General features: G+C 74.8%; 12 protein-coding genes. 1 reads left to right on the top strand and 11 read right to left on the bottom strand.

All coding sequences use genetic code 11. The features are described 5' to 3' along the window. Positions 1–25: 25 nt before the first annotated feature. From nudC to WAB15_RS27100, 5 genes are all read right to left on the bottom strand, one after another. A complete protein-coding gene (nudC, locus tag WAB15_RS27120) occupies positions 26–964 on the bottom strand; it encodes an NAD(+) diphosphatase (RefSeq protein WP_399149656.1) in 939 nt (312 codons plus the stop codon). Positions 965–1074: 110 nt separating this feature from the next. After that, complete coding sequence (locus WAB15_RS27115; protein WP_407287850.1) at positions 1075–2475, bottom strand: dipeptidase; 1401 nt, start codon at positions 2473–2475, stop codon at positions 1075–1077. Positions 2476–2485: 10 nt separating this feature from the next. Further along, positions 2486–6178 (bottom strand): UvrD-helicase domain-containing protein, encoded by a 3693-nt coding sequence (locus WAB15_RS27110; protein ID WP_407287849.1) that lies wholly within the window; start codon positions 6176–6178, stop codon positions 2486–2488. 90 nt (positions 6179–6268) lie between these two features. Then, entirely contained in the window at positions 6269–9673 is a 3405-nt protein-coding gene (locus tag WAB15_RS27105; RefSeq protein ID WP_407289307.1) for an ATP-dependent helicase, read from the bottom strand. 296 nt (positions 9674–9969) lie between these two features. Next, a complete protein-coding gene (locus WAB15_RS27100; RefSeq protein ID WP_407287848.1) occupies positions 9970–10386 on the bottom strand; it encodes an MGMT family protein in 417 nt (138 codons plus the stop codon). 221 nt (positions 10387–10607) lie between these two features. On the opposite strand from WAB15_RS27100, the gene WAB15_RS27095 reads away from it, so the two are divergent. After that, positions 10608–13631 carry a lysylphosphatidylglycerol synthase domain-containing protein gene (locus WAB15_RS27095; RefSeq protein ID WP_407287847.1) on the top strand — a complete coding sequence of 1008 codons (3024 nt, stop codon included), beginning with the start codon at positions 10608–10610 and terminating at the stop codon, positions 13629–13631. A gap of 88 nt (positions 13632–13719) precedes the next feature. On the opposite strand, the gene moeZ is transcribed toward WAB15_RS27095, so the two are convergent. The 6 genes from moeZ to WAB15_RS27065 all read right to left on the bottom strand — a co-directional run bounded on the left by moeZ (position 13720) and on the right by WAB15_RS27065 (position 20245). After that, entirely contained in the window at positions 13720–14898 is a 1179-nt protein-coding gene (gene moeZ, locus WAB15_RS27090; protein WP_407287846.1) for an adenylyltransferase/sulfurtransferase MoeZ, read from the bottom strand. Between the two features lie 75 nt (positions 14899–14973). Beyond that, positions 14974–15741 carry a spherulation-specific family 4 protein gene (locus WAB15_RS27085; RefSeq protein WP_407287845.1) on the bottom strand — a complete coding sequence of 256 codons (768 nt, stop codon included), beginning with the start codon at positions 15739–15741 and terminating at the stop codon, positions 14974–14976. After that, complete coding sequence (locus tag WAB15_RS27080) at positions 15729–16685, bottom strand: NAD-dependent epimerase/dehydratase family protein (RefSeq protein WP_407287844.1); 957 nt, start codon at positions 16683–16685, stop codon at positions 15729–15731. Before WAB15_RS27080 ends, WAB15_RS27085 begins: the two co-directional genes overlap by 13 nt. Positions 16686–16941: 256 nt before the next feature. After that, on the bottom strand, positions 16942–18150 hold the full coding sequence (locus WAB15_RS27075; protein ID WP_407287843.1) for a hypothetical protein: 1209 nt from the start codon (positions 18148–18150) through the stop codon (positions 16942–16944). Next, the gene (locus WAB15_RS27070; protein WP_407287842.1) at positions 18147–18404 is read right to left on the bottom strand and encodes a hypothetical protein; all 258 of its coding nucleotides are present in this window, start codon (positions 18402–18404) and stop codon (positions 18147–18149) included. Before WAB15_RS27070 ends, WAB15_RS27075 begins: the two co-directional genes overlap by 4 nt. A gap of 59 nt (positions 18405–18463) precedes the next feature. Further along, positions 18464–20245, bottom strand: a complete 1782-nt coding sequence (locus WAB15_RS27065) for a DUF3492 domain-containing protein (protein ID WP_407287841.1) — start codon at positions 20243–20245, stop codon at positions 18464–18466. Positions 20246–20342 lie beyond the last annotated feature (97 nt).

The raw sequence follows: 20342 nt of genomic DNA, 5'->3' as shown, positions 1-20342 counted from the left end.
GAGGGAGCCGGCCGGCGGCCTTCGCTCACGGCTTCGGCAGCGGCTTGCCGTACCAGAGCTCGATCAGGCGGGCGGCGATGGAGATGCCGTACGGCGGGAGGACCTCGCCGGATTCGAAGGCGGCGCGCAGGTCCTCGCGGGAGAACCAGCGGGCCTCCTCGATCTCCTCACCGTCGACCTGGATCTCGCAGGACGTGGCGCGGGCCATGAAGCCCAGCATGAGGCTGGAGGGGAAGGGCCAGGGCTGGCTGGCGACGTACTCGACGTCGCCGATGACGACGCCCGCCTCCTCGAAGACCTCGCGGGCCACGGACTGCTCGATGGACTCGCCCGGCTCGACGAAGCCCGCGAGGGTGGAGAAGCGCCCTTCGGGCCAGTGCACCTGGCGTCCCAGGAGCGCGCGGTCCTCCTCGTCGGTGACCAGCATGATCACGGCCGGGTCGGTGCGCGGGTAGTGCTCGGCGCCGCAGGCCGGGCAGCGGCGGATGTGACCCGCGGCCGCGATGACGGTGCGCTCGCCGCAGCGCGAGCAGAAGCGGTGCAGACGCTGCCAGTTCTCCAGGGCGACGGCGTGGACGAGCAGGCCGGCGTCCCTCGGGGACAGCAGCAGCCCGGCCTCGCGCAGGCCCGCCGGGCGCGCGGACTGGTCCATGCGGCCGGGCAGCGCGTCCTTCTGGAGGGCGAAGTAGCTGACCCCGTCGTCGTCGGTGCCGAGGTAGTAGCGGTGCGCCTCGGTCAGCGGCGCCTCGAAGGACGGCGTCATGATCAGTTCGGTGCGGCCGTCGGGAGTGTCGTCGATCAGCGCCTGGCCTCCGGACACCACGAAGACACGGGTCGTCGGGTGGCTCCAGGCCGCCGCCAGCCAGGCCTCGTCCAAACGGTGGTGGGCGGAACGGTCGATCCCGCTCGGCGCGCTGAAGGTGAGCGGCCGGTCGGTGGTGTGGTCGGTCCAGGTGGTGGTCACTGCTGTTTCCAACTCCCCCTATGGCGTGGGTGATTGCTGCGTACGGTCGCGGAGCGGTGCGGCGATGGGGGTACCTCCCGTGCCCTCAAGGCTACGGGGGGCCGGCGCGATCAAGCCGTGCGCCAGTTCTCCGCCAGGTCCCCCCACAGGTGGGCGGCGGTCTCGACGCCCTTCATCAGCAGGTCGAGCTCGACCTTCTCGTTCGGCGCGTGCCAGCCGTCGGAGGGGACGGAGATACCGAGGAAGAGGACCGGGGCACCCAGGACGTCCTGGAGGTCGGCGGCCGGCCCGGAGCCGCCCTCGCGGGTGAAGCGGATCTTCTGCCCGAAGGCGCGTCCCATGGCGCGGACGACGGACTGGAGCGCGGGGTGGTCGAGCGGGGTGAGGCAGGGGCGGGTGGCACCCCAGAAGGTGATCTCGTGGCGGATGCCGGGCGGGAGCCGGTCGGCGACCCAGTCGCGTACGGACTGCTGGACGGCGGCGGCGTCCTGGCCCGCGACCAGCCGGAAGGAGAGCTTCAGCTGGGCGGAGGACGGGACGATGGTCTTGCCGCCGGGGCCCTGATAGCCGCCGCCGATGCCGTTGACCTCGGCGGTGGGGCGGGCCCAGATGCGCTCCAGGGTCGTACTGCCGGCCTCGCCGAGCGCGGCGTGGGAGTGCGCGGTGCGCAGCCACTCCGCCTCGTCGAAGGGCAGCTCGGCGAAGAGCTCGCGCTCGCGGTCGGTGAGCTCGATCACGCCGTCGTAGAAGCCGGGAACGGCGACACGGCGGTCGTCGTCGTGCAGCGCCGCGGCCAGCCGGGCGGCCTCGGTGGCGGGGTTGGGCACGGCGCCGCCGAACGAGCCGGAGTGGATGTCCTGGTCCGGGCCGTGGAGATCGATCTGGCAGTCCGTCAGCCCGCGCATGCCGGTGCAGACCGTGGGGGTGTCCCTGGACCACATGCCGGTGTCGGAGACGACCACCGCGTCGCAGGCGAGGCGGTCGGCGTGCTTGTCGATCAGGGCCGGGAAGTTCGGTGAGCCGGACTCCTCCTCCCCCTCGATCAGCAGCTTGAGGTTGACGGCGGGGGCGGTACGGCCGGTCGCGGCCAGATGCGCGCGCACGCCCAGGGTGTGGAAGAACACCTGGCCCTTGTCGTCGGCGGCGCCGCGGGCGTAGAGCTTGCCGTCGACGGTCTGCGGCGCGAAGGGGTCGGTGTGCCAGCCGTCCTCGCGGGCGGCGGGCTGGACGTCGTGGTGGCCGTAGACGAGCACGGTCGGCGCGGCGGGGTCGCCGGAGGGCCACTCGGCGAAGACCGCGGGCAGGCCGTCGGTCTCCCAGATCTCGGTGGTCGGGAAGCCGGTGTCGGTGAGCTTCGCGGCGAGCCATTCGGCGCTGCGGCGCACATCGCCGGCGCGCTCCGGGTCGGCGGACACCGAGGGGATGCGCAGCCAGTCGGCGAGGTCGTCGAGGAAGGCCTCGCGATGGTCGGTGATGTACGCGCGGACGGCGTTGTCCGGGGTTGTGCTCATACGACCGAGCCTATCGGCCTTCCGGGGGAGGCCGGTCGGCGGTCTCGCCGAGCAGGATCCGTTCGAGACCGGCCCGGCCGGGCAGGCGGGCGGGTCTGACCAGCTCGCCGCTGCGGACGTAGAGGAAGGCGGCACCGACGGCGGACGGGGGCAGGCCGTAGCGCTCGGCCCAGGCGAGGCGGTAGACGGCCAGCTGGAGGGGGTCGGCGGTCCGGTCGCGGCCGGTCTTCCAGTCGATGATCTCGAAGCGGTCGCCGTCGGGGCCGCGTTCCTTGTAGACCGCGTCGATGCGGCCGCGGATCACTCGTCCGGCGAGCGTCAGCTGGAAAGGGGCCTCGATACGGAACGGCGTGCGGTGGGCGTACGGGCTGCGGGCGAAGGCCTCCTTCAGGCTTTCGAGGTCGCGTTCGTCGGCGATCGGGGATTCCTCGCCCTCCTCGGCACCGGGGAGTTCCTCGGGGCCTAGCAGCGGCAGGGTCAGCTCCTCGAAACGGGACTCGACCCAGGCGTGGAAGCGGGTACCGCGGCGGGCACCGGGCTGGGGTGGGCGCGGCATGGGGCGGGCCAGCTCGCGGGCGAAGCCGTCCGGGTCGGCGGCGAGGCGGAGCAGCTGGGTGGCGCTGAGCGCGGCGGGCAGCGGGACCTCGCGGACGGTGGCGCGCGAGCGGCGCAGCTCGGCGGCGAGCGCGTCCAGATCGCGGTCCCAGGAGCCGAGGATGCGGCGCTCCTCGGGGAGGAGGGTGTGCGGCGAAGCGCCGCCGCGGCCGGGGGCGGGGACGCCGGGTCCGATGGGGGCGGGCCCGTCGGGATCGGTCTCCGCGAGGCCGCGCGGACCGGTGAGATCGGGCTCGGCGGAGCGTGGGGCGACGATGCGGGGGCGGGGCGGGGCGGCATCGGTGCCGGGGGCGTCGAACGGCGGAGCCCCGTCGAACGGGTCCGCTTCGAGGGTCTCGCCGAACGGGTCGGCGTCGAGCGCCTCGTCGTACGGGTCGGCGTCGTACGGGTCGGCGTCGGGACCCTCGCCGTACGGCGGAAGGTCGTCGAACGGGTCGGGCTCGGGCAGGTCGTCGTACGGGTCGCCGCTCTCCTCCGCCACGTCGTGAGCCGGTGGCGGCGGCCACTCCGGGTCGTGCGCGGCGAGCGGAGCGGGCGTCGAGGCGGGGGCGGGCGCCGGCGAGCCTGTGCGGCGCGCCAGATGGGCGCGGACCCTGGCCGCGGCGTCACGGCGGCGGGCCATGGCGGTGGGGTCGAGGGGCAGCGGCCAGGCCTGTTCCGCGGCGGCCTCGGCGAGGGCGGGGTTCTCGGCGCCGTCCTCGGGCGGCTCGGCCCAGAACTCGATCTCGCCGTGCCCCGCTTCGCAGTGCTCGCGCAGCGCCTCCAGGAACGCCGACGGGCCGCGGGGGCGCTTCTGATGGGGGCCCCACCAGTGACCGGAGCCGAGCAGCAGGGAGCGGGGGCGGGTGAAGGTGACATAGCCGAGGCGGAGTTCCTCGGTCTCCTGGTGGTGCTTCATCGCCTCCTTGAAGTCCTTCAGGCCACGGGCGTCCCACTCTTCGACGTCCGGGAGAGTGGCGGCGTCGCCCCGCAGGGCGTGCGGCAGGACCTTGGTGCGGGCGGTCCAGGACTCGCGGGCCTGTTCGCTGGGGAACTGCTTGGCCACCAGGCCGGGGACGGCGACCACGTCCCACTCCAGGCCCTTGGACTTGTGGGCGGTGAGCACCTTGACGGTGTTGTCGCCTCCGGGGAGGGAGCTGTCCAGGCCCTTCTCGTACTGGACGGCGGTGCGCAGGAAGCCGAGGAAGGCCAGGAGGGAGGCGTCGCCGTCGAGGGATTCGCCGCCCTGCTTGGCGGCGAAGCCCGCGGCGATGTCGAGGAAGGTGCCGAGCGTCTCGCGGCGGCGGGCGGCGAGGGCGTGCGGGGACGCGGAGAGCTCGACCTCCAGGCCGGTGACGGCGAGGATCCGATGGAGGACGTCCATGAGCGGATCACCCAGGGAGCGCCGCAGGTCGCGCAGCTCGGTGGCGAGGTAGGCGAAGCGCACCCGCGCCTCGGCGGAGAACGGGAGGCCGTCGGCGGGCCCGTCGGCCTCCAGGAAGGTGTCGAGGGCGTCGGCGAGCGAGATCGTCTCGGCCGGGTCGACGCCCTCGACGGCCTCGGCGAGGCGCTGTGCGGGATCGTCGGAGGGGCCGCCGTGGTGGACGAGCGCGCGGGCGCGGCGGCCGAGCAGGGCCAGGTCGCGGGGGCCGATCCGCCAGCGCGGGCCGGTCAGCAGCCGGACCAGGGCGGCGTTGGCGGTGGGGTCCTGGAGGACCTCGCAGACGGCGACGAGGTCGGCGATCTCGGGCAGATGCAGCAGCCCGGAGAGGCCGACGACCTCCACGGGGATGTCCCGGGCGACCAGTTCGCCCTGGATGCGGGCGAAGTCGGCGGCGGTCCGGCACAGTACGGCGATCTCGCCGGGCGGGGTGCCGGTGCGGACGAGATGGGCCAGGGAGTCGGCGAGCCACCCGAGCTCCTCGGCGTGGGTGGGCAGCAGGGCGCAGCGCACGATGCCGTCGCGCTCGGCCCCGGGGGCGGGGCGCAGCGCCTCGACGCCCTCGTGCATCCCGCGCAGGGGCGCGGCGAGGCCGTTGGCGAGCGCGAGGAGGCGGCCGCCGCTGCGGCGGTTCTCGCTCAGGGCGTACCGGCGGGCGGGCGTGCCGTCCTCGAAGGGGAAGTGGGCGGGGAAGTCGTCCAGGTTGGCGACGGAGGCGCCGCGCCAGCCGTAGATGGCCTGGCAGGGGTCGCCGACGGCGGTCACCGCATGGCCGGTGCCGGAACCGAACAGGCCGGACAGCAGCAGCCGTTGGGCGACGGAGGTGTCCTGGTACTCGTCGAGCAGGACGACCCGGAAGGCGTCGCGCAGGATCCGGCCCACCTCGGGGCGGGTCGTCGCGAGGGTCGCCGAGGAGGCGATCTGGTCGCCGAAGTCGAGCAGATCGCGGCGGCGCTTCTCGCCGCGGTAGGCGGCGACGAGGTCGAGCAGCTCCAGGCGGCCGCGGGCGGTCTCGGGGACCTTGCGCAGGTCGGCGTTGCTGAGCTTGACCCCGTCGAGGGCGGCCAGGAGGGCGGTGTCGTACGCGCGCAGGCGGGCCGGGTCGACGAGGTGCTCGGCGAGCTCGGCGTCCAGGGCGAGGAGGTCCTCCACGAGGGAGGGCAGGGAGGTCGTAAGGGACGGATAGGGGCCGGGGGCGGCCCGCAGGGTGCGCGCGGCGAGCTGGAAGCGGGTGGCGTCGGCGAGCAGCCGGGCGCTGGGCTCCAGGCCGATGCGCAGGCCGTGGTCGGTCAGGAGCTGGCCGGCGAAGGCGTGGTACGTGGAGATCCGGGGCTCTCCGGGGGGCTGGTCGGCGGGGGCGGCGCCGTCCTGCGGGAGGGCGTCGGGGTCGGTGACGCCGGCGGCCAGCAGCGCGGCCCGCACCCGCTCGGCGAGCTCGCCGGCCGCCTTGTTCGTGAACGTCAGCCCGAGGACCTGCTCGGGGGCGACCTGGCCGGTGCCCACCAGCCACACCACCCGCGCGGCCATGACCGTGGTCTTTCCGGAACCGGCTCCGGCCACGATGACCTGCGGGGCGGGCGGGGCGGTGATGCACGCCGTCTGCTCCGGTGTGAACGGGATGCCCAGCAGCTCCTTGAGCTGCTCGGGGTCGGTGATGCGGGCTGACACAGCGAAAACCGTAACGGGCGGCACTGACAATCGCCGCCGGCGGTGGCGTCCGCGCAGGTCACAGCCCGCTCCCCGGCAGCCGCGGCCGGCTCACTCCACCACGTGGCGGCCCTCCGGCTGCGCGCTGCACGAGGCCCGGAAGGTGCAGTGGGCGCAGTGCGTCCCGGTCGTGGGCGTGAACCGCTCCTCCAGTACGCGACCCGCCGCGGTGGCGAGCAGCTCACCGACCCACTCGCCGTTCCCGCCGCTCTCGCCGTGCTCACCGCTCCCGCCGTCCAGCGGCGGCTGCGCCTGTACGGCCGGCAGTGCCTCGCCGCCCTCCTTCCGGGGCGCGCCGAGTCGCAGATGCACCAGCTCGGCGCCGCCCGCCTCGGGGGTGCGCCCGTCGAAGACCTCGTCGACGGCGCCCTCCCGCACCGCGAGCTGGTAGACGGCGAGCTGGGGGTGGCGGGCGACCTCCGGTCCGGTCGGCTTCTGCTTGCCGGTCTTGAAGTCGACGACGTACGCCCTGCCCTGCGCGTCCCGGGAGACGTGGTCCATGCTGCCGCGGATACGGACCTCGTAGGCGCCGGCCCGCAGGGCGACGTCGAAGCCGTGCTCGGTGGCGACGGTGTCGCGGCCGTGGGTCTCGCGCTCCATGACGTGCCAGCGCAGGAACCGCTCCAGGGCGGCACGGGCGTTGTCCTTCTCCTGGCGGGACTTCCAGGGGGCGTCGAAGGCCAGCGCGTCCCATACGGAGTCCAGCCGCTCCATCAGGACGCCCAGATCGGCCGGTGTGCGGCCGGAGGCGACCTCGTCGGCGAGCACATGCACGACGTTGCCGAAGCCCTGGGCGGCGGTGGCGGGGGTGTCCGCCTTGACCTCGCGGCCCAGGAACCACTGCAGGGAGCAGGTGTTGGCGAGCTGGTCGAGGGCGCTGCCGGACAGGACCACGGGCCGGTCGCGGTCGCGCAGCGGCACGGTGCTGCGGGTCGGCTCGGCAAGGCCCCACCAGCTGTCGGGGTGGGCGGCCGGCACCAGGGGCCGGTGGTCGTCGTCGTGCAGGGCGGCCAGCTTGGCGAGCCGCTCGGCGGCCGCCTCGCGCAGCGCGGGGCCGGCGGCCGGGTCGACGGTGGTGGCGCGCAGCTCGGCGACGAGCGCGGCGACGGCCAGAGGGCGGCGCGGGCGGCCGGTGACGTCCTGGGGGGCGACGCCCAGCTCGGTGAGGAACCGGGAGGGCTGGTCGCCGTCGTCGGCGGCGGCCTTCACGGCGGTCACCACCAGGCGCTCGCGGGCCCGGGTGGCCGCCACGTAGAACAGCCGGCGTTCCTCGGCGAGCAGCGCGCCCGGGGTGAGCGGCTCGGCGAGGCCGTCGCGGCCGATCCGGTCGGCCTCCAGGAGCGAGCCGCGGCGGCGCAGGTCCGGCCAGAGCCCCTCCTGGACGCCGGCGACGACGACGAGCCGCCACTCCAGGCCCTTGGCGCGGTGTGCGGTCATCAGCCGTACCGCGTCGGGCCGCACCGTGCGGCGGGTGAGGGTGTCGGCGGCGATGTCCTGGGCGTCGAGCTCCTCCAGGAAGTTCAGGGCGCCGCGGCCGCCGGTGCGTTCCTCGGCGCGGGCCGCGGTCTCGAAGAGGGCGACCACCGCGTCGAGGTCCCGGTCGGCGTTGCGCCCGGCGGCGCCGCCGCGCCGGGCGGTCCGCTCCAGGCGCTGCGGCCAGGGGGTGCCGTCCCACAGCTCCCACAGCGCCTGCTCCGCGGTGCCGCCGCCGACGAGCAGCTCGACGGCCTTGCGCAGCAGCAGGCCGAGCCGTTGGGCGCCACGGGCGTACGCGGGGTCGTGGGCCACCAGGCGCTCGGGTTCGGCGAGCGCCCGGGCGATCAGCTCGTCGGAGGGGCGCGGCAGCGGCTGCCCGGCGGCGCGCTCCTCCTCGCGCAGGGCGCGGCCCAGGCGGCGCAGGTCGGTGGCGTCCATCCCGCCGAGGGGGGAGGTCAGCAGGTCGAGGGCGGTTTCGGCGTCGAGCCGGCGGGGGGCGGCGGCCTCTTCGGCGGCCCCGTCCACCACGTCCCGCGCCGCCGCGTCCCCGGTGGTGCCGGACCCCGCGGCGACGGTCCCCAGCGCCGCCCGCGCCGCGGCCCGCAGCGCCGTCAGCAGCGGGGCGACGGCCGGTTCGTGGCGCAGCGGCAGATCGTCGCCGTCGATGTCGAGCGGCACCCCGGCGGAGCTGAGCGCACGGCGCACCGCGGGGATCGAGCGCCCCCCGGCGCGTACGAGGACGGCCATCTCGCCCCAGGGCACGCCGTCCTCCAGGTGGGCGCGGCGCAGGATGTCGGCGACGTTGTCCAGTTCGGCGCCGGGCGTCGGGTACGTGAACACCTCCACCCGGCCGCCGTCGCGCACGGCTGCCGGCTCGCGGTGGGCGCGTACCTGCCGGGCCGGGAGGCGGGTGAGCGGCATCCGGCGGGTCAGCGACCGGGTGGCCGCGAGCAGCTCGGCGCCCGAACGCCGGGAGGTGCCCAGGACCGCCACCGGGGCGGGGGTGCCGTCGCCGCGGCGGAAGGTCTCGGGGAAGTCGAGGATGCCGTTGACGTCCGCACCCCGGAAGGCGTAGATCGACTGGTCGGGGTCGCCGAAGGCGATCAGCGTGCGGCCCGGGGAACCCGGCCGCCCGGCCGCTCCGTGGTTGCCGGCGAGCGCCCTCAGCAGCCGTACCTGGGCGACGTCGGTGTCCTGGTACTCGTCGACGTAGACGGCGTCGTAGGCGGCGGCCAGCTCGGCCGCGACCTCGGTGCGCCCGGCGAGCAGGACCGCGCGGTGCACCAGCTCGGCGTAGTCCAGGACGCCCTGGCCGTCCAGGACGTCGAGGTACTCGGCGAGGAAGCCCGCCGCGGCGCTCCAGTCGGGGCGTCCGGTGCGCCGGGCGAAGTCGCCCAGGGCGTCCGGGCCCAGGCCCAGTTCGCGGCTGCGGGCGAGCACCGCGCGGACCTCGTCGGCGAAGCCGCGGGTGGTCAGGCAGGCCCGCAGCTCGTCCGGCCAGCCGATCCGGCCGCGGCCGGCGCCGGCCAGCTCCGCCTGCCCTTCGAGCAGCTCGCGCACGACCAGGTCCTGCTCGGGTCCGGACAGCAGCCGCAGGGGATCGGCGAACAGGTCGGCGTCCTGATGGGCGCGGACCAGGGCGTAGCAGAACGAGTGAAAGGTCGTGGCCTGCGGGACGCCCGCCCGTCGCCCGCCACCACCCTTCCCCGGAAGCCCTTCGGGCTGCCCCTCCAGATCGCACAGCCGTGCCGCGAGCCGGTCGCGGAGCGCCACGGCGGCCTTGCGGCTGAAGGTCAGGACGAGGATGCGCTCGGGGTCACCGCCGGCCCGCACCCGGCGCACCACCGACTCCACCAGCGTCGTGGTCTTGCCGGTGCCCGGCCCGGCCAGCACCAGCAGCGGCCCCCGACGGTGGTCAACCACAGCGCGCTGGTCTGCGTCCAAGGCAGGAGGATCCACCCGCTCCGGAGGCGTACGCACCAGTCGGTACGCGCCGGAGGCATCCCGCCGCTGCGCCCGGTAGGGCTGCGTCGGCGGGACGGCCGAGAAGGAGGAACTCACGTGGATCGCCGGTCCTGAGGAGGGTGCTGGTCGTGGTGCGGATGCGGTGCGGGGCGCGCCGCGGTGCGGGGAGCCGGCCGTTCGGCCGGTCCGGCCCGGTGCCGTACGGCGGGGCGGCGGGGGCGGCCCGTGCCGTGGCGGCAGTGCCCGACGCTACGCCAGAAGCCGGGCGGGCCGAAGTCCGTCCCCCGGCTCCCCGCGCGCTGCCGCCGGGGCTACGGTTCCCCGGCGCCGTCCCGCCCGTCCCAGCGGGCGCGTCGGAGGTCGAGCCTCGGTATGTGGTCGTCGGCGGACCCGGGGGCCTGGCGCAGCGGCGTGCCCTCGTCCCGGTAGTGCGCGAGCGCGCGCAGTTCGCTGCCGGGCAGCAGCCGGCCGTCCGCGCGCACGACGCGCCACCATGGCACCGCGCCGCCGTAGAGCGCCATCACCCTGCCGACCTGCCGCGGTCCGCCCACCCGTCGCCCACCGCCGCCCTTCGCCGGAAGCGCTTCGGGCTGCCCCTCTTCATGGAGCCACTCCGCGACATCGCCGTACGTCATCACCCGGCCCGCCGGGATCAGCTCGGCGACGGCCAGGACCCGCTCCGCGTACTCGGGCAGCTCACCCGCCGCCCCATCTCCGGTCCCACTCATTCGGTCCATCCTGCCGCACGGCACCGACAATGGGACCGGACACACGGTCCCGCACCACCCTGGAGGCCGGCGGCACGGTGCCGCCCGCCGCGGCACGGGCGGGGTGACACCCGCTCCCGGACGGCAGCGGGGGACGAGGTTCCGCTTCCCGTACCCCCGAAATGCACCCTGATGCCCTCCTCCACCGGTCGGTCGTGCCACCATCTTCCGGACGGTGACTGGTGATACGAGATCAAGAAGAGACGGCCGAGCAGGGTGCAGCGCCTCCACGGGAGGCGGGCGCCCCTGACGCTCTGCCCGTCGACGCCACCGACACCGCCCCCGACCCGGCCGCACCGACCGAGCGGCCGCAGCGGCGGCAGGTGGCACCAAAGGGGAAGCACCAACGGAGGCCGGTCACGGCTTCCGCTACCGAAAAGGCGAGCACGATCAAGAAGGCCGAACGACCCGGGGCGTCTGAGAGGCCACAAGGGCCCGTGGAGCCCGAACCACCCGAGGGGCACGAGGAGGAGCGGGACACCGAGCAGCGAGCCGACCAGGACGAGCGGGTCGAGCACGGCAAGGGCGCCGAGCCGGTGTCCGGCACGGCCCGGGCCAGGGCCCGTACGGGCTCGCACCGCGCCGATCTGAGCGCCGACGAGCACGGCGAGTTCCACGTCGACCGGGTCTCCGGCGACGAACCGCTGCTGCCCGCCCGGGTGCACCGGCCCGCCGACCTGCTGCGGCTGCTGCTCGGCATCGCCGGGATCGCCCTGGTCCTCGGGCTCGCCACCTTCGCCCACGGCACGACCGCGGGCCTGGCGCGGGACATCGGCACCGGCGCGAAGGCGGCGCCGCCGCTGCTGATCAACCTCGCCGGGCTGACCTCCAGCGTCCTGGTGCTGATCGTGCCGGTGGCGTTCGCCGTCGAGCGGCTGATCAAGCGGGACGGGCTGCGGATCGCGGACGGGGTGCTCGCCGCCGTCCTCGCCCACGGGGTGTCGCTCGCCACCGACCTGTGGGTGGCCGAGTCCGCCCCCGCCTCCATCCGGGTCGCGCTGACCCAGCCGCTGGCGAACGGTTCGCTCTCCGCCCCGGTGCACAGCTATCTGGCGCCGGTGATCGCCTATATGACGGCGGTGGGGATGTCGCGGCGGCCGCGCTGGCGCGTCGCGATGTGGGTCGTGGTGCTGCTGGACGTCGTCGCGGTACTGGTCGGCCGCTACACCACCCCGTTCGCGATCATCACGACGGTGCTGATCGGCTGGACCGTCGCCTACGGCACCCTCTACGCCGTCGGCTCCCCCAACGTCCGCCCCACCGGCCAGAACCTCCTCGCCGGGCTGCGCCGGGTCGGCTTCCACCCGGTCAGCGCGATGCGGGCGGAGGACGCCCAGCACGCCGACCAGACCGAGCAGAGCGACCGCGGCCGCCGCTACATCGTCACCCTGGAGGACGGCCCGCCGATCGACGTCACCGTCGTCGACCGCGAGCAGCAGGCCCAGGGGTTCTTCTACCGGGTCTGGCGGCGGCTGTCGCTGCGCGGCATCAACCAGCGCCGCAGCCTGCAGTCGCTGCGCCAGGCGCTGGAGCAGGAGGCGCTGCTGGCGTACGCGGCCATCGCGGCCGGCGCCAACGCGCCCAAGCTGATCGCCACCTCCGAACTCGGCCCGGACGCGGTGATGCTGGTCTACGAGCACATCGGGGGCCGCACCTTCGACTCGCTGGCCGACGACGAGATCACCGACGCGCTGATGCACAGCGCCTGGCGGCAGGTCGAGGCGCTGCAGTCGCGGCGGATCGCGCACCGCCGGCTGGTCGGCGACGCCCTGCTGGTGGATCGTTCCGGCAACATCGTGCTGACCGAGCTGCGCGGCGGGGAGATCGCGGCCGGCGATCTCGTCCTGCGGATGGACATCGCCCAGCTGCTGGCCACCTGCGGGCTGCGGGTGGGCGCCGAGCGCGCGGTGGCCGCGGCCGTCGAGGTGCTCGGACCGGACGCGGTCGCCGACAGCCTGCCGCTGCTGCAGCCGATCGCGCTCAGCCGCACCACCCGCGCCACCCTGCGCCAGCTGGCCCGGGAGCGCTCCAAGCGGGAGCGGGAGGCGGTGCTGGCCGCGTCGCAGGCCGCCAAGGAGGCGCGGGAGGCACGCGAGGCGGAGGGCCCGAAGGACCGCAAGGCGATACGGGCCGAACGGCACGCGGAGAAGAACGCCGAGAAGCGGGCCCTGGACGAGGCCTCCGAGGAGGCCCGCGAGGAGGACCTGCTCGCCCAGATCCGCCGGCAGGTACTGCTGATCCGGCCCACCGCGGTGATCGAACCGGCGAAGCTGGAACGGCTCAGCCCGCGGATCCTGATCAGTTGGATCGCCGGGGCGTTCGCCGCGTACCTGCTGCTGTCGCAGCTGACGCACTTCAACCTCGACGACGTCATCAGCAAGGCCCAGTGGTGGTGGGTGCTGGTGGCGATGTTCTTCTCGGCGCTGACGTACATCGCGGCGGCGATGAGCCTGCTGGGCTTCGTCACCGAGAAGGTCGGCTTCGTCAAGACCGTCGTCGCGCAGATCGCGGGCAACTTCGTGAAACTGGTGGCGCCCGCGGCGATCGGCGGCGTCGCGCTCAACACCCGCTTCCTGCAGCGCGCCGGGGTCCGGCCGGGCCTGGCGGTGGCGAGCGTGGGCGCCTCCCAGCTGTTCGGCCTGGGCAGCCACATCCTGCTGCTGCTGACCTTCGGCTATCTGACCGGCATGCAGAGCAGACAGGACCAGTTGTCGCCGTCCCGTACGGTCATCGCCGGTCTGCTGACGGTGGCGGTGCTGGTGCTGGTGGTGACGGCGGTGCCGGTGCTGCGGAAGTTCGTGGTGACGCGACTGCGGTCGCTGTTTGCCGGTGTGGTGCCGCGGATGCTGGACATCCTGCAGCGCCCGCGGAAGCTGATCACCGGCATCGGCGGGATGCTGCTGCTGACGGCCGCGAACGTGATGTGCCTGGACGCCTCGATCCGCGCGTTCGGCGGCGGCGACCAGCTCAGTTACGCCAGCATCGCGGTGGCCTTCCTCGCCGGCAACGCGCTGGGGTCGGCGGCGCCGACACCGGGCGGTCTGGGCGCGGTGGAGAGTGCGCTCATCACGGCGCTGACGCTGGGGGGCCTGGGCGGCGACATCGCCTTCCCCGCGGTGCTGCTGTTCCGCCTGATGACGTTCTGGCTGCCGGTCCTGCCGGGCTGGCTGGCCTTCACCCACCTGACGCGCAAGGGCGAGATCTGAGCGGGCCGCGGGCGGCGGGCCCCGCGCACCACGAAGGCGCCGGTCCGTACCGCACGGACCGGCGCCTCGATGCTTGCGCGGCAGTGGCCTAGTAGACCGGCTTCTCCGGCTCGACCGTGTTGACCCAGCCGATGACGCCGCCGCCGACGTGCACCGCGTCGGCGAAGCCCGCGGACTTCAGCACGGCCAGCACCTCGGCGGAGCGGACGCCGGTCTTGCAGTGCAGGACGATCTTCTTGTCCTGCGGGAGGTCCTGGAGGGCGGTGCCCATCAGGAACTCGTTCTTCGGGATCAGGCGCGCGCCGGGGATGGAGACGATCTCGAACTCGTTCGGCTCGCGGACGTCGATGATGTCGATCTTCTCGTCGGCGTCGATCCACTCCTTGAGCTGCAAGGGAGTGATCGTCGAGCCGGCCGCCGCCTCCTGGGCCTCCTCGGACACGACGCCGCAGAACGCCTCGTAGTCGATGAGCTCGGTGACGGTCGGGTTCTCCCCGCAGACCGCGCAGTCGGGGTCCTTGCGGACCTTGACCTGACGGTAGGTCATCTCCAGCGCGTCATAGATCATCAGACGGCCGACCAGCGGATCACCGATGCCGGCGAGCAGCTTGATGGCCTCGTTGACCTGGATGGAGCCGATGGAGGCGCACAGCACGCCCAGGACACCGCCCTCGGCGCAGGAGGGCACCATGCCCGGCGGCGGGGGCTCGGGGTACAGGCAGCGGTAGCAGGGGCCGTGCTCGGACCAGAAGACCGAGGCCTGGCCGTCGAAGCGGTAGATCGAGCCCCAGACGTACGGCTTGTTCAGCAGCACGCAGGCGTCGTTGACCAGATAGCGGGTGGCGAAGTTGTCCGTGCCGTCCACGATCAGGTCGTACTGGCTGAAGATGTCCATCACGTTGTCGGCTTCGAGCCGCTCCTCGTGAAGGACCACGTTCACGTACGGGTTGATGCCCTTGACGCTGTCGCGCGCGGACTCGGCCTTGGAGCGGCCGATGTCCGACTGGCTGTGGATGATCTGGCGCTGGAGGTTCGACTCGTCGACCTCGTCGAACTCCACGATGCCGAGCGTCCCCACGCCCGCCGCGGCCAGGTACATCAGCGCGGGCGAGCCCAGGCCGCCGGCGCCGACACACAGCACCTTGGCGTTCTTCAGCCGCTTCTGCCCGTCCATCCCGACATCGGGGATGATCAGGTGGCGGGAGTACCTGCGGACCTCGTCGACGGTGAGCTCCGAAGCGGGCTCGACCAGGGGTGGCAGCGACACGGATGACCTCAACAAGGGGGTTGGTCGGTATCTGAGGACTGAACTTGTCTCCCCGTAACACTGCCACGCCCCTGTTCATTCCGAGACACCCGGTCCGATGCGCGAGACGATTTCGTCCCAGTAGCCGGGCAGCGACGCCCAGGCGTCCGCGGCCTCACCGGCCCCCGCGGCGGCCCGGCGGTCGGTGAAGCAGACCGTGCCCGCCCCCTGCCAGCGGGCGATCCGCAGCGCCTCGTCCAGGTGCGTGCGCGGCACACCGTGGACGAGGTGGCAGAACCGCTCCGGAGCGTAGTCGGCCGTCCATTCGGCCACCTGCGACCAGCGGTAGTCGGCCCAGCGGCCGGCGAAGGTGACGAGCTGGTCGGCGGACTCGGCGTAGCCGGGGTGGGGGTGGGTGCCGTGCCCGAAGACGAGGTGACCGCCGTCGCACAGGGTGCGCAGGGCCCCGGCGAGCCGCCGGGTGGCGGGCAGCAGCGCCCGGTCGGTGGGGCAGTTCGCCAGCCAGAAGCCGTCGGTGCGGTACCACTCCAGATAGCGGTGCGCGTCGGAGATCAGCTCGGCGAAGGGGCGCGCACCCAGGCGCAGGTCCAGGTGTCCCAGCACTCGGACACCTGTCTCACGCAGCCGGGCGGCGGCCGGCAGGCAGTGCGGGTCGGGACGGGTCCCGGGGCCGTGGGACACATCGAGCACCGCCCAGTGCACCCGCCCCGGGGGGCAGCGCAGCAGCCCGGCCCATTCGGTGGGCGCCAGCAGCGGATGGGCCAGGCCCGGCACGCCGACGCCGAGCGGCGCGGGCCCGGTCGGGGCGCGGGTGGCCCCGACCGGAGTGATCAGATACGACATGCGGCCTCCATCCAGATGTCGGCGAGGGACTCCTCCAGACCGATCCGGGGGCGCCAGCCGAGCCGGTCTCGGGCGGTGCGCACGTCCGCCTGCTGCCAGGTGCCGCAGCCGTCCGGGTAGGGGTAGGTGGCGGGCGGCGAGCCGGCCGGGTGCTCGGCGGTCGGCGCGGGGATGACCAGCCGGGCCGGCGGGGAGTCCAGTTCGTGCAGCGCTCCGCCGAAACCGGCGACCCGGGCGAGCACGGAGGCGGCCTCGCGCAGCCGTACGGCGCGGCCGGTGCCGATGTTGACCACGCCCTGCGCGGCCGACAACGAGGCGGCGTGCACGGCTCGGGCGACGTCCCGGACGTCGACGAAGTCCCGCTGTACCCCGAGCCCGCCGAGCTTGAGTTCGCTGTCCCCGGACTGCATGGCACGGCGCATCGCCTCGGCGAGCCGGCCGAGCGGCGAGCCGGCCGGGGTGCCGGGGCCGACCGGGGAGAAGACCCGCAGGACGACCGCGTCGAGCCCGGAGCCCAGGACCAGTTCGGTGGCGGCCAGTTTGCTGACGCCGTACGGCCCCCCGGGGCGCGGCACCGCGTCCTCGGCGGTCGAGGAGCCGGGCTGGGAGGGCCCGTATTCGGAGGCGCAGCCCAGGTGGACGAGCCGGGCCCCGCAGCCGCTGCGGCGCAGCGATTCGCAGATGGTGGCGACCGCGACGGTGTTGTGCCGGGTCAGCTCGCGGGCGCCGCCGCGGGTGGCACCGGCGCAGTTGACGACCACCCCGGGGTGCACCGCGTCCAGGAAGCGGGTGAGCGCCCCCGGGCTGCCGGTGGCGAGGTCGAAGCGGACGTCCGCGTCGTCGCCCCGCCCGAGGGCGGTGAGCTGGACGGCGGGGTCGGCGAGCAGGCGGTCGGCGACATAGCGGCCCAGGTAGCCGTTGGCACCGATGAGCAGCACCCTCATCGTGCGACCCCCCGGTCCGCGGTACGTGTGGTCGGGTGGACGTTCATGTGTCGCGCTCCTAAAGCGGATCGAGGGAAGTGCGTCGACTTCGGCCGCGGGGACGGCCTCCGCCCCGGGGGCGGCGGCCACGTGGGGGGAGGGGTCCGCGGCGAAGCGTCCGAAGGGGCCGTTTCGGGGTGCCTCTTCGGGGGTGGTGCGTGGGTGGGATGCCCGTGTGGGGGTGCGGGACGGTGGGCGCCCGACGTGGGCCGAAGAGTCACGGCCGAGGTGGCCTTGCCGGTCCGGCGGGGCCGGGCGAGTGCGCGCAGGCTCCGGTGAGCGCCCGCAGCCCGTAGGCGAGGAGGCCCAGGGCGGCGGCAGTACAGGCCACGGCGGGTACCGCGGCCGGTCCCGCGGGGGCGGTCAGCGCCTCCACCGGGACGACGAGCGGTGCCAGGCCGGGCAGGCGGGCGCTCAGCACCAGCGCCAGGGCGAGCGCCTCCAGGGCGGCGGCCGAGGCCAAGCCGGCGGCGGCCGCCTCGGGGAAGCCGTGGACGGCGAGCAGCCGGGCGAGGAAGAGCAGCACTCCCAGCGCGGCCGCCGCGGCCACCGCCGCCGCCCCGCCGCTCGCGAAGACCGCTCCGGCGCCCAGCAGCAGCGCCACCAGCGCGCCCAGGAAGAGCGCCGTGGCGGCGAGCAGCAACGGACGGGTGCGGGCGGCGAGTTCCCCCAGGCCGCGGCTGGCGGCCAGACCGCGCCGCCCGCGTACCGCGAACCAGCGGGCGCAGCCGGCCGCGGGCAGGACGGCGCAGGAGAGCGCCACGGCGGCGGCGACGGCGGGCCGCGGGTGCGCGTACGGCAGGTCGGGGCCGCCGGCCAGCAGCTCCGCCAGCAGCCGGTCGCCGAACACCGCGTACCCGACCGTCCAGCAGACCCACAGGCCCGCGGTGCGCGATCCGGCGCCCTGGTGGCGCGCCCGCAGCGGCCCGGACCGTACGGCCAGGCGGACGGCGAGGGCCAGCAGGACGACGCCGGCGGCGGCGACGGCCATACGGGAGGCGGGGGCCGCCGTCTCCCCCACCGAGGCCAGCGCGGCGACGGTCGCGCCGCAGACGGCGCCGGGGAGCAGCTGCAGTACGGCGCCGCAGCGTCCGCCCCACCCCCGGCCCCACCCTCCGCCCGCCTCCGGCGTGTCCTGCTCCGCGCGCGGCACCCGGGCGTAGAGCTCCTCGGCGAGCGAGAAGACGTCGCGGTGCCGGAAGCGGGCGGCGGTGCGGTCGGTGACACCGTGCGCCTCCAGACCGGCGGCGATCTCCAGCGCGTCGACGGCGTGTGCGCACAGCTTCTGGTGGCGGTGCATCAGGGCGCGTACGGGGTCGGCGGGGCCGCGGCGGGCGGGGCGGGCGGCGGCCCGCTCGCCCGTGGCGGGGCGGTGCTCCCCCGTGGTTGCGGGGGCGCGGGTGGTGCCCCCCTCGGGCGCGGTCATGCTCCGTCCCCCTTTGCCGGCTGCGTACAGACGCCCTGTTCGGGGCGGGGATGACCGGCGGGCTCCCGGGGCGGGCGGCCGGGGGCGGCCGCGGCGGTGCGCTCCTGCGCGTAAGCCGGGCGGCCGGGGCGGCCGCGGCGCCGGAGCCCGTCACGGTTGCCGGCGTGCGCCACATCGGCCATGCCGGTGACCAGTGCCACGCCCACCACACCCATCGCACACATCACGTCCAGCACACCCGTCACCACTGCCATCTCCCTCACGCTGACCTCGCCTGCCTCATCGCCCTTCCCTCCCTGTCCCACCGGCCGTCTCATGTCTCGGACATCACCGGAACACCGGCCGACCGCTTCCCCTCCGGCACCGCCCAGCTCGGCGTACGGCCGGCCGGCGCGTCCGCCTTGGCGGTGGTGGTCGCGGCCCAGCGGCCGGGGACATGGGACTCGGCGGGGCGGGCGAAGGGCTGCGGTGCACCCTGGGCGTCCAGCGCGCGGTGGTCGGCCGGGCGGGCCGGGGTGCGCGAGATCAGCTCCAGGTAGATGCCGCGGAACGCCGCGATGTTCTGCTCCACCGTGAACAGTTCGAGCGCCCGCGCCCGAGCCGCCGCGCCCAGCCGGGCCCTGCGGTCCGGGTCGCCGAGCAGCGCCCGGCACGCCTCGGCGAGGGCGCGGGGGTTGCGCGGCGGGACGACCAGGCCGGTGCCGCCGATGACTTCGCACACCGCGCCGGCATCGGTCGACACCGTGGCCCGGCCGCAGAACATCGCCTCCACCAGGGAGCGCGGAAAGCCCTCGATGACGCTGGAGAGCACCACCACCGCCCCCGAGGCATAGGCGTCCGCCGGGCTCGGGACCTCGGGGCTACCGATCTCCTCGAAGCTGACCGGGTTCTCGCCGACGGTCCGGGCGTCGGCCGCCTCGTCGGGGAAGAGCTGGGCGGCCAGCGCCCGGCACTGCGCGAGGTAGCCGGACGCCTGAGGATCGCGGCCCACCCCGCCGATGATCCGGAGCGTCGCCTCCGGCTCGGCCCTGCGGACCTCGGCGAACGCGTGCAGCAGTCCCACCAGGTCCTTCGCGGGCTCGACGGCGCCGACCCACACCAGCGCCTTGGAGTCGTCGGCCGGGGCGTCGGCCACCGCGGCGAAGGGGGCGGCGTCCATGCCCGGGTAGACCGTGCGCAGCCGGGCCCGGTCGGCGCCGCAGTGCTCCTGCCAGCGGCGGACGTGGGTGTTGCCGGGCGTGATCAGGGCGGCCTGGGCGTAGGTCTCGGCGGCCAGCGCGCCCTGGAAGGCGGCGAGCAGCGCGCGCACCGGAGCGCTCAACGGCGCCGCGGCACGGGCCAGGTAGTGCTCGCGCAGCCGTACGCCGCACTCGGTGACCAGCAGCGGAGTACCGAAGAAGCGTTTAGCCAACAGCCCGGGGAGGGCCGCCGCACCGCCGGAGGTGGCGTGGCAGAGGTCCACCCCGTCGAGGCCGGGGGTGTCCCGGTCTCCGTACCAGTCCAACGACAGCGGGCGCAGCGCGAGTTCGAGCTGTGCGGCGACCGCCAGCAGATCGTTGACCTGCGCGCCGTGGACGGCCGGCAGCGCGCGCGGGCCGTGGCAGGCGGCTTCCAGGGTGCGTACGGCGTCCTCGGAGCGGAGCAGGGCGGGCAGTCCGCCGTGCTCCCGGGCGCGTTCGGCGAGGCCGTAGAGACCACTGGCGAAACGGTCCGCCTTACTGGTCAGAGAGTTCTCGGGGGTGCCCTCGGAGTGCGATGGCCGGTCACCGGACGGGGCCGTGACGAAGGCCGTCACCAGATCGCCGAAGTGCTCGGCGAAGCGGCGCCGTTCGCGCCGGCCGGGCGCGCGGCCCCGGCGCTCGTCCGCGCCCCGGAGGTGCTCGGTGGGGAAGTCGCCCCACAGGGGCGCACCGCGCACCAGCCGTACGTGATCCGGAAGGGCGGGTCTCTCCCCCGCCTCCTGCCGCGCCTGCGTACTCAGGGCGTAGACCTCGAAGTCATGGCCGGTGAGCCCGCGCACGAGCCGGTCGCACCACGCGTGCGATCCACCGGACGCATACGGATAGCCACCCTCGGTGAGCAGTCCAATGCGCACGACTGCACCCCCGTCCTCCCATATCGACGACCCCGGCGCGACGGCAGGGCCGTCACCTGGCAGGAAGAAGCTATGCAAAAGCGCCGGTGGCGCGATG

This window comes from Streptomyces sirii (genome assembly GCF_045690365.1).
GTDB classification, from domain to species: domain Bacteria; phylum Actinomycetota; class Actinomycetes; order Streptomycetales; family Streptomycetaceae; genus Streptomyces; species Streptomyces sirii.
This window is presented reverse-complemented; position numbering and strand designations above follow the sequence as displayed.

Excerpts from the sequence above, each read along its gene's own strand:
- WAB15_RS27080 (WP_407287844.1), bottom strand. The coding sequence starts at position 16,685 with ATGAGGGTGCTGCTCATCGGTGCCAACGGCTACCTGGGCCGCTATGTC.
- WAB15_RS27100 (WP_407287848.1), bottom strand. The coding sequence starts at position 10,386 with ATGAGTGGGACCGGAGATGGGGCGGCGGGTGAGCTGCCCGAGTACGCG.
- WAB15_RS27115 (WP_407287850.1), bottom strand. The coding sequence starts at position 2,475 with ATGAGCACAACCCCGGACAACGCCGTCCGCGCGTACATCACCGACCAT.
- WAB15_RS27085 (WP_407287845.1), bottom strand. The coding sequence starts at position 15,741 with ATGTCGTATCTGATCACTCCGGTCGGGGCCACCCGCGCCCCGACCGGG.
- WAB15_RS27075 (WP_407287843.1), bottom strand. The coding sequence starts at position 18,150 with ATGACCGCGCCCGAGGGGGGCACCACCCGCGCCCCCGCAACCACGGGG.
- WAB15_RS27070 (WP_407287842.1), bottom strand. The coding sequence starts at position 18,404 with ATGGCAGTGGTGACGGGTGTGCTGGACGTGATGTGTGCGATGGGTGTG.